This is a genomic window from Paracoccus gahaiensis, from assembly GCF_005048225.1.
GTDB lineage: Bacteria > Pseudomonadota > Alphaproteobacteria > Rhodobacterales > Rhodobacteraceae > Paracoccus > Paracoccus gahaiensis.
Window position 1 is genome coordinate 1 of the sequence record NZ_SUNI01000048.1, and the last position, 9,462, is coordinate 9,462.

A 9,462-nucleotide genomic window follows, 5' to 3' on the forward strand; every position below is an offset into this window, starting at 1 on the left:
GCCATCCTCGAAGATCCGGACCTCGACCGGATGGTTCTGGACCTCGACGATCCGCCGCCGCGTGGTGTCGGGAACGCTGTATTGGTTGCCGCCCACCGCGACCATGCCTTCCTGGCTGATGCGCCGTTCGACCGTCAGCACAGCGTCGTAGGGGCGGCCAGGCAGGGCCAGAAGATGCGGCTTCTCCTCGGCAAAATGCTCATCCACGACCCGATTTGTTGTGGCATGCACCCTCGGATTGGCAATGGTCGTGCGCCACTCTTCGAATTGGGCGTTCAGGTCGTCCAGATCGCGGAAGCTGCGCCCAAGGAAGAAGTCCTGCCGGACATAACGGAACGGCCGCTCGACCTTGCCTTTCGTTTTGGCCCGATACGGCTGACAGGCTCGTGGTGCCGACCCGTAATGGGCCAGCAGCGCCAGCAGGGAGACGTTGTAGGTCACGACGCCGGAAGCATCCTCGCCGATGACCGCAGTCTTCATCCGGTCATACAAGACTTCGGTGCAGGCCCCGCCCATCGTTTGAAACGCTGCGATGTGGCAGCGCATCACCGTCTCCAGCGTCTGGTTCGGACAGAACCGCCCCCGGAGCCAACGACTGTGCCCCAGCACCATGCTGAACAGCCAGACCTTGCGCAGCACGCCGGGTTCGGACGTGAACTCCACCTGGAACTCGGCAAAATCCACCTGTGCCTGCTTCCCGGCTGGCGTTTCGAAGCGACGCTCGAACTGCCGCGGCGCCACGGGCCGAACCAGCCGGAGATACTCCGTCAGCGTGGAATAGGCACCCACATAGCCCATCGCCTTGATCTCACGATGCAGCCTGCGGGCAGACAGCCCGGGAAAGGCTTCAAGCCGCTCTGCCAGATAGGATTGAAACCGATCCGCCAGCCGATCACCCGGCTCTCTGGGACCATACACCGGGGCCTCAAGGCCCCGTTCCAGGTATTTCCGAACCGTCTTGCGGTCGAGCCCGGTCAGGCGCGCAATCGCACTGATGCCCAAGCCCTGCCGTTCCAAATCCAGGATCATCACAATCTCCCTCAATCCTACCACCTGCCCGCCCTTCCTTTGGCATCAGCAGCGGTAATCCTGCGCCGCCGATGGTCAGGGGGCATGCCCCCTGACCATCAGCATCAGCGCTAAACCGGGGAATTTTCATCCAGCCGTTTTGGGGAGATTACGTCCAGCACTCACAGCAGGCTCGCCTTCTCGTAATCGAGCACCCCGCGCCACAGCGCCGCCCAGTCCGGCGAGAGATCGTCGACATGCCGGTTGCGGCGGCGCACGATCCCCAGATGCGCCATGGCCATGCGCGCATCGCTGACCGCGTTCTGCCAGGACTTGGCGGTGATGCCGAGCGCCGCCGGAGCCACCTTCGCCAGGCGCGGCTGCAGCCACTTGGGATCGGCAGGCACCTCCTCGGGCGGGCGGCCGATCGCATGGGCCACGCGCCGCAACCCCGAGGCCAGATCGCGCCGGCGATGTGCAGCAAGGTTGTCATCGGTCTCGATCAGCTGGATGATCCGGGCGAACATCGGCGTCTCGGCCGGCACGAAGGCCAAGTCGGGGCGGGTGGGATCCAGAGGCTTCATCGGGTGCTCCTCAAGGGGTCATGCGGGGACACGGGTGGACAGCGATGGTCACGCGTGCCGATTCGGGAAAACGATAGCACAGGAAGTCAGAAACTCGCCGACGCCACCTCTTCCCGAGATGGCGTCAAGGCATTGACAGAAATGGATAATCATGGACACGCGCGGTCACGCTCGCAGCGTCCGCCGATAGGCGCGATGGGCCGCCGGATCGATACGCAGAAGCCGCCCGCCGGGGCCGATCCGGACCGCCTCCAGAAGGCCCGCGGCGATCGCGCGGCGCACGGTCTTCTCCGGGCACTGGTCCAGTGCCGCGACATCCGCCACCGTCAGCAGCGGCTCAGCCTGGGGTTTGTGAGGGGTCTTTCGGGTCATCGTCATCCTCCGGGGCCGCGTCGTCCAATTGCCCCGCCCAGGCCTCGTCGGCGATGTGCCGCGCCAGAAGATCGATCAACCGCCGCAGCCCGCCCGCAAGGGCGGCCTGGCATGCCTCGTCGACGTCGGGGGATGCGTGTGGCGACATGCCTCCAGATGAACGCCCCGCTGCGCGCGCTACAAAGTGTCATGATCGATCACGCGGAAAACGATCAAGATCGGGGCAGGGTCCGTTGTGCGACACGAAGAAGCCATGCGGCACGACACGATGACCGACCGCGCTCTTCGGGCCGGGTGGCGGTCTTAGGCTTGGGCTTATGTCGGCGGGAGCTACAGCGGAGGTATCGACGACGGGCGGCTTCTGTCATGTCGGAGGGCCCGCGGGCAGCAGGTACGGGACCGCCTTTTGCGCCCGGGGGCCTGAGCCGAGGCTGCCGATCGAGACGATCCTCAGTAAGTCATGGCCGCAGCATTGAGCAGGCCCACCGAGAGGCTGACCGCCGCAAGATGCATGGCGGCCGCGGTCTGACCCTCTTCGATCCGGGTCACGATATCGCGGTGGAAAAGCCGAAAGACCAGGAAGCAGAGGATCTGCAGCACGCCGGCCACCATGCCCCACACAAGGACATCGAGCAGGCTGATGGAGTTCTGAACCGCTGAGGCGATCGGCAGCACGAAGCCGATCATGGCGCCGCCATAGGAGATGGACGCGGCGGGGTTGTTGGCGCGGATCAGCGCGTGCTCGTCATGGGGCGTCACCATCGCGTAGATCTTCATGAAGGCCAGGAACAGGCCGATGGCGGCCGCCATGTACAAAAGGAAGGCGGGGAGACCCGAGACGGAGGCGAGGAGGGCATTGTCCATGTTCGGCAGTCCTTGTGCGGCGATCCCGTGAAGCATAGAGCATCGACCGTCCAAGCAGAACCGGGTGTTTCCTCGATCCGCCGAAAGGCCCTGCGTGCCCGGGGTATCGCGTCCGGGGATCCGCGCGCGGTCAGACGCAACGACCGGCGCATCGAAGATAAAACGCCATTGGCCTAACTCTGCCAGTTCAATCGGTCGATACCAATTCCGTGTGAACTTCACTGTCCATGCATTTGGTCCGCAGGTTTCAGCTAACACGTCAAAAGGCGATGACGGCCATAACAAATGGCCGCCACCCATAGATGTAAGATATGAAGCTAGAAAAACATGGGCGGAATGATCCCCTCGGGCAGGCGCAGAGTCATCGCCCAGGTGATCCCGCTGATGAACCCGACGGCGCCGAGTGTCAGCAGTGCTGTCTGCACTGGCCGTGCCTTTCCCGCGATGATCAGAAACGCTGGAAAGAAGATCGCCATGGCGGGCACGAAGCCGATCAGCCAGACCAGCCCGACCAATGCCGCAAAGACCGCCAGATACATTTCGCGCCCCGACCAGATACCCGCCACGGCGGCGCTTGCGTCGTCGTCATGGATCTCCGCAACGCGGCCGCGACGGATGCTGAACACCACGCCCAACGCCCCAAGCAGCGCGAGGATGCCGATGGTCAGCGGGAACACCATGCCGAGGAAGCTGAGGCCGATGCTTTCCACCAGACAGAACGCCGCTGCGGCGACCAGCACTCCGGCAAACGCCATCTGCCGACCCCGTGTCTTCTGATCCGCGACGTCACTCGCCCCTTCACTGGAGACCTCGGCGCCATACCGCAGGCCCAGGAAGACCGAGACGACGGTGATGATGCCGATGATGATGACACCGGGCCGCATCAGCCATTCCATGCCATAGAACTGCACGGCCTGATACAGATAGCCCTCGGCTCCTGGCGCCAGGACGAACCCAATCAGCAACGCGGGACGGGGCCAACCAAAGCGACGCATGTAGATGCCGACCGCGCCCATAAGGATCAGTGCGACCAGATCTGCCATCGACCGCGAGGCCTGGAATGCCGCGAACATCGCGATCATCACCATGAACGGGGCCAGATAGACGAAGGGAACCTGCGTCAGGCGCGCAACCTGCCGCGCCATCAGCACGCAAAGCCCGGCGCCGACGACGTTGGCGAGAGCAAGCGACCAGATGATCGTGTAGGTCAGGTCCAGACGCGTCTCGACCATGGTCACACCGGGCTGGATGCCCAGCAGCACCATGCCGCCCAGGAACACCGCCATGGAGCCTGAACCGGGCACGCCGAACAGAAGGGTCGGGATCAGGGCGCCGCCCTGACAGGCGTTGTTGGCGCTTTCAGGCGCAATGACGCCGCGCACATCGCCCTTGCCGAACTGACTGCGATCCTTGCTGGTCTGAACCACATGGCTGTAGGCGATCCAATCCACGACCGCTCCGCCCAGTCCCGGCAAGGCGCCGATGACGCAGCCAAGGCTCGCGCAACGTGCGACCAGCCAGGGATGGCCTAGCACGTCGCGCACGCCACGCATCCAGCCGCCCCCCAGAGGGGTGCTGTTGGAGATGGCGGTGCCGCGCTTGAGCAGGTCGATGATTTCGGGAATGGCAAATAGGCCCATCGCCACGACGACCAGCGGCACCCCATCATAAAGGTAATCGATGCCCAGAGTCATGCGCGCCTCGCCAGTCGCGGGTGCGGTGCCGATCGTGCCGATGACAAGGCCGAGTCCGGCGGCGGCGACGCCCTTCGTCAGGCTGCGTCCCGACAGGACCGCCACCATGGACAGGCCAAACAGGGTCAGCATGAATAGTTCTGCCGACGAGAAGGACAGGACCAGCGGGCGGGCCATCACGATGGCGATCGACAGGACCAGCGCGCCGATCAGGCCACCGATCAGCGAGCTGGTGAAGGCCGCCGACAGCGCACGCGCTGCCTCGCCGCGCTTGGCCATGGGAAAGCCGTCGAGCACTGTCGCCTGACTGGCGCTGGATCCCGGGATCCCCATCATGACCGAGGTGAACGTGTCCCCCGTGGGAATGACAGCGACCATGCCGATCAGCATGCCCAGGGCTGCGGTCGGCTCCATGCCATAAAGGAACGGCAGCAGGATCGACATTCCGGCAATGCCACCCAGACCGGGCAGGATGCCCACGATCAGGCCGACCAGAACGCCGAGGACCAGAAAGGTCAGGTGTCCGGTAGACATGACCTGACCCAGTGCCGAAAGGGCAATATCGAACATCGTGGTTTCCTCCCCCACATGCGGTGCGGCGGGGCCGACAGGCCCCGCCAATGGCTCAGAACCGGACGCCGTAATCCTCGGACAGCCAGGTCGTCAGAAATTCCCGGATGGCCGGATCGACGGTCAGCGCGACCTGCAGGGCGGCGTCGGCCTCCTCCCCGACCAGCTGGTCGTAGACGCCGATCTCTTCCCCGGCACGTTCGCGGAAATCGGGGGCCTCGACGATCTGGCGAGCGGCCTCGGTATAGCTTGCGATCACCTCGGCCGGGGCGTCCTTGGGCAGAACCACCATCTTCTGCAGCGAATAGCCCGCGATCATCAGGGCCTTCCAGGCCTCGAACGCCTCGCCTTCGGGTGCCGACCCCATGGCTTCGGTATAGAACTCGACGAAGGTTGGCATGTCCGGGAAGGAGGGATCGCGGCTGACATTGCCCTCGGCATCGACCACGCCCATCGCGAACAGGGGCACGGCCTTGCCACTGTCGACCAGCGGCGCCACGCTGTTGAGATAGGCCGAGCTGGTCTGGAAATCGATGCCAGCCTCGCCGCGCTCGAACGCCAGACGACCGGCGCCACGGCTTTCCATCCCGAAGACGGGGCGGATGTTCAGGCCCATCATCTTCAGCGCCAGCAGAACCGGCATTTCCAATGCGGTCGCACCCTGGCTGGCGAACCGGATCTCCTCCGCTTTCAGGGTGTCCAGTCCCTCGGGTCCGGTCACGCCGTATTTCGGATCAGCATAGACGACCCCACCGGTGGGCGATGCCAGGATCGCCGTCCAGTCGGCATAGTCATAGCGGACACGCGGATCGCCCAGAATGGCCGGATATTGCGTCGAGGCGGACGTGCCCAGGATCGACAAGCCATCGCTGGTCGCACGGTTCGCGAACTGGTTCGCGCCGGTGATCGAGCCGCCGCCGGGCACGTTCAGCACCACGACATTCGGCTGTCCCGGCAGGGTCTGCGACAGCTGCGGGGCAAAGAAGCGCGCCCAGACATCCGTGCCGCCGCCCACGCCGAAGGGAATGGTCCATTCGATGGTCTCGCCGGAAAAATCCTGCGCCAGAACGGTGTGCGGAAGCGTCAGTGCCGTCGCGGCGCACAGCAATGCGGCCCGCAGGGGTGTGGTGAACAGTTTCATCTGGGTCTCCTCCTCGATGATATGAAAGTCTTGGCGATCAGGCGACCTGATCGCGCACGTGGACAAAGCCGTCGAACAGGCGCCGGGCGGTGCGGATGACCATCGCGCGGGTGACGATCCCGGTGACCGGGTCCTGTTCGATCTCGACCGGGGTCTGCCCCGAAGGATGCTCGATGATCAACCGCCGGCGGCCATCGGCTTCGGGATCGGGCAGTCGGGCCAGGCGATGGGCGATCGTGCCGGGGGTGCAGCAGGCCGACGCGATGCAGACCGCGCCGGTGATGGCGACCGCCGTATGACAGGAATGCGGCATGAAATAGCGCGCGGTGATCGTCGCGTTGCCCGTGGGCGGGGCAAGCAGGATCGGCTTGGGAATGACCATCTGCGAGACATCCCCCAGACCCATGAGGCGTCCCGCCTCGAGCCGCAGCGTCTCCAGCCGCTGCATGAAGGTCCGGTCCGCATCCAGGTCCCCAGGCATTTCCTGCCCCGTCTTCCCAAGGCTGCCCGCATCCACCAGCATCGCCGCGACCGCCATGTCGAACAGGGTGACCTCGATGCCGTCGATCAGATCGGTGCCGGCATCCGTCGGCAGCAGCTTGCCGGTCTTGGACCCCGCCGCATCCAGAAACGCCATGCGCACCGGAGCCGCAGTGCCAGGCACGCCTGCGATCGCGGTGTCGCCCTCGTAATCGACCACGCCCCCGGGGGTCTGGACGATGGACTCGATCCGCTTGCCCGTGTTGACGTTGAAGATCGTCAGCCGGGTCTCGGGATCGGTCGCCTTGACCAGTCCCTGCTCGATGGCGAAGGGGCCGACAGCCGCCAGCATGTTGCCGCAATTGGGCGCCGTATCCACCGAGGCCCGCTCGACGTTGACCTGCGCGAACAGGTAGTCGACATCCGCATCCGGTCGTGTGCTGCGCCCGACGATGGCGACCTTGCTGGTCAGGGGATTGCCCCCGCCGATCCCGTCGATCTGCAGCGGATGCCCCGACCCCATCGCCGAGATCAGCACCGCATCACGTGAGGCGCGGTCGGAAGGCAAGTCGCTGGACAGGAAAAAGGGACCGCGCGAGGTGCCACCTCGCATGAGAACACAGGGGATTCTTTGCATGATCTGGGCCTTCTTGGACTGCCAGGGGCAACTGCCCTTGGGTTGGGCACAGACTTGCCAGAATCGCTGGATTGTGTGAAATGCAATGATTGGAACGTTTATTGCGTCAGGCACATGAATATCGACCTCGAGGATCTGCGCGCCTTTGTGGCCACTGCCGAGATGCAGAGCTTTCGCGCGGCTGCCGACAGCATCCATCTGTCGCAGCCTGCGTTGACGCGGCGCATCCAAAAGCTGGAAGCAACACTTGGCGTGCCGCTGCTGGAGCGAACAACCCGTCGCGTGTCGCTGACCGCCGTTGGCCGGGATTTCCTGCCCCGTGCGCGCGGACTGCTGGACGATCTGGAGACCTCGCTGATGTCGGTCCGCGAGATTGCGGAGCGGCGCTCGGGATTGGTCAGTATCGCCTGCATCCCCACGGCAGCCTATTACTTCCTGCCGGACGTGATCAGCGCCTTCACCGCCGAATTTCCCGCGATCCGGTTCCGCATTCTGGACGCCGGCGCGAACGAGGTGTTGCAAAGCGTGCTCAATCGCGAGGTGGATTTCGGGATCACCCTGCTGGGCGCGGACGATACCGACGTGGCGTTCGATCCCCTGATCGAAGAACCGTTCCTGCTGGCCTGCAGGCGCGATCATCCCTTGGCCGGCCGGTCTTCGGTCAGCTGGGAAGAACTGGCCGATCACCGGTTCGTCACTGTTGGGCGGTCCAGCGGCAACCGCCTGATCATGGATCTGGCACTCGCCAAGGCCAATGTCCGCCCCCGCCCGTTCTTCGAGGTGCAGCACCTGTCCACCTCCCTTGGTCTGGTCGAGGCCGGATTGGGGGTCGCCGCCCTGCCGCGCATGGCTCTGCCGGCAGGCCCGCATCACACGATCGCGACGGTCCCCCTGATCCTGCCCAACGTCACGCGGACCGTCGGCGTCGTCCGCGTGCCGGGGTCGCGACGGTCACCGGCAGCGGAGCAGTTCTATGAAATGCTGCTCAGTCGCTGGCGGGTGGGGGGATAGTTTCAGACGGCAACTGTAGGCACTGGCCCGTAGCGGCCGGTCAGCATGTGTCAGCTGCAGCCTCGCAACTTCTCCAGACCGGACATTCTCGCTGGTAGCGGCGAACAACAGGATGCTGCGGTCGCTAGGCCGTCGGCACCGTCCCTCCATCGATCACATATTCCGTGCCGGTGATGGACGCGGCGCGGTCGGAGGCTAGGAACGCGATCAGGTTTGCGATCTCGGCCGGCTTCGACGGTCGGCCGATCGGGATGCCACCGAGGCTGTCCATGATGATCCGCCGACCACCGTCCAGATCCGTGCCCGCATCGGCCGCCACGCGTTTTACCAAGCGGACCGAGGCCTCGGTGTCGATCCAGCCCGGCGCCACGCGGACGACCCGCACGCCCTTGGGCGAGACCTCCTTGGATAGGCCCTTGCTGTAGACCGACAGCGCGGCCTTGGCGGCGGCATAGGCGGTGGTCGCCTCGGGCAGCGGCAGGCGGGCTTGGATCGAGGTGACGTGGATCACCACGCCCGCCCCTTGCGCGATCATGCCCGGCACCAGCGCGCGGTCCAGCCGCAGGGCAGGCAGCAGGTTCAGAGCCAACTCGGCCTGCCATTCCGCATCACCCAAGGCCGCAAAGCCGCCGCCGGGTGCGGATGAGCCGCCGAGCATGTGGACGATGATGTCGGTGCCACCCATCCGGTCCTGCACGGCCTTGACGACAGCCTTGCATCCCTCGGGCGTGGTCAGGTCGGCCGCGACGAACTGGGCGTCCGGCAGGGTGGCCGGCTTGCGCGCCGTGGTCAGAACCTGCGCGCCCAATTGACGGAACAGCGCCACGGTGGCCGCGCCAGCGCCCTGCGTGCCGCCGGTGATCAGGGCGCGCTTGCCCTTCAGCGTCAGGAAATCCGACATCATCCGATCTCCAGATCGGTGATGCGGTCGCCCGCCAACCCAAAGGTGAAGGTCAGCACTGCAGGGCTGCCGGGGAAATTACCGGTCACGGTCGCCCGGACGATGGTCTTTCCTCCGGCCTGCTCCATGCCGATCGGCTCTGCATGGTGTCGATACTTCGCCTTTGCGGCCAGCCACCAGTTGCGGATGGCCTGCCGGCC

The 9,462-nt window shown here is 65.1% G+C and carries 9 protein-coding genes and 1 pseudogene; 1 reads left to right on the forward strand and 9 read right to left on the reverse strand.

The window, feature by feature from the left end:
* From istA to FA743_RS19635, 7 genes are all read right to left on the reverse strand, one after another.
* On the reverse strand, positions 1–1,053 hold a 1,053-nt coding region (istA, locus tag FA743_RS19605), incomplete at its 3' end, for an IS21 family transposase (protein WP_136887747.1).
* A 137-nt stretch (positions 1,054–1,190) separates the two neighbouring features.
* On the reverse strand, positions 1,191–1,592 hold the full coding sequence (locus FA743_RS19610; protein WP_136887748.1) for a hypothetical protein: 402 nt from the start codon (positions 1,590–1,592) through the stop codon (positions 1,191–1,193).
* 165 nt (positions 1,593–1,757) lie between these two features.
* A complete protein-coding gene (locus FA743_RS19615) occupies positions 1,758–1,964 on the reverse strand; it encodes a helix-turn-helix domain-containing protein (protein WP_136887749.1) in 207 nt (68 codons plus the stop codon).
* Positions 1,965–2,414: 450 nt separating this feature from the next.
* The gene (locus FA743_RS19620) at positions 2,415–2,828 is read right to left on the reverse strand and encodes a DUF350 domain-containing protein (RefSeq protein ID WP_136887750.1); all 414 of its coding nucleotides are present in this window, start codon (positions 2,826–2,828) and stop codon (positions 2,415–2,417) included.
* Between the two features lie 317 nt (positions 2,829–3,145).
* Positions 3,146–5,092, reverse strand: coding sequence for a tripartite tricarboxylate transporter permease (locus tag FA743_RS19625; RefSeq protein WP_136887751.1), 1,947 nt, complete (start codon positions 5,090–5,092; stop codon positions 3,146–3,148).
* Between the two features lie 55 nt (positions 5,093–5,147).
* Positions 5,148–6,233, reverse strand: coding sequence for a Bug family tripartite tricarboxylate transporter substrate binding protein (locus FA743_RS19630; protein ID WP_136887752.1), 1,086 nt, complete (start codon positions 6,231–6,233; stop codon positions 5,148–5,150).
* Positions 6,234–6,270: 37 nt separating this feature from the next.
* Positions 6,271–7,350, reverse strand: a complete 1,080-nt coding sequence (locus tag FA743_RS19635) for a 4-oxalomesaconate tautomerase (RefSeq protein WP_136887753.1) — start codon at positions 7,348–7,350, stop codon at positions 6,271–6,273.
* 54 nt (positions 7,351–7,404) lie between these two features.
* On the opposite strand from FA743_RS19635, the gene FA743_RS19640 reads away from it, so the two are divergent.
* Positions 7,405–8,361 carry a LysR family transcriptional regulator gene (locus tag FA743_RS19640; RefSeq protein WP_246055072.1) on the forward strand — a complete coding sequence of 319 codons (957 nt, stop codon included), beginning with the start codon at positions 7,405–7,407 and terminating at the stop codon, positions 8,359–8,361.
* A 124-nt stretch (positions 8,362–8,485) separates the two neighbouring features.
* Here FA743_RS19640 and FA743_RS19645 read toward each other — a convergent pair whose 3' ends face one another.
* A complete protein-coding gene (locus FA743_RS19645) occupies positions 8,486–9,265 on the reverse strand; it encodes an SDR family oxidoreductase (RefSeq protein WP_246055073.1) in 780 nt (259 codons plus the stop codon).
* Positions 9,262–9,462, reverse strand: a pseudogene (locus FA743_RS19650) (nuclear transport factor 2 family protein); the annotation flags it as partial. The pseudogene FA743_RS19650 and the gene FA743_RS19645, both read right to left, overlap by 4 nt.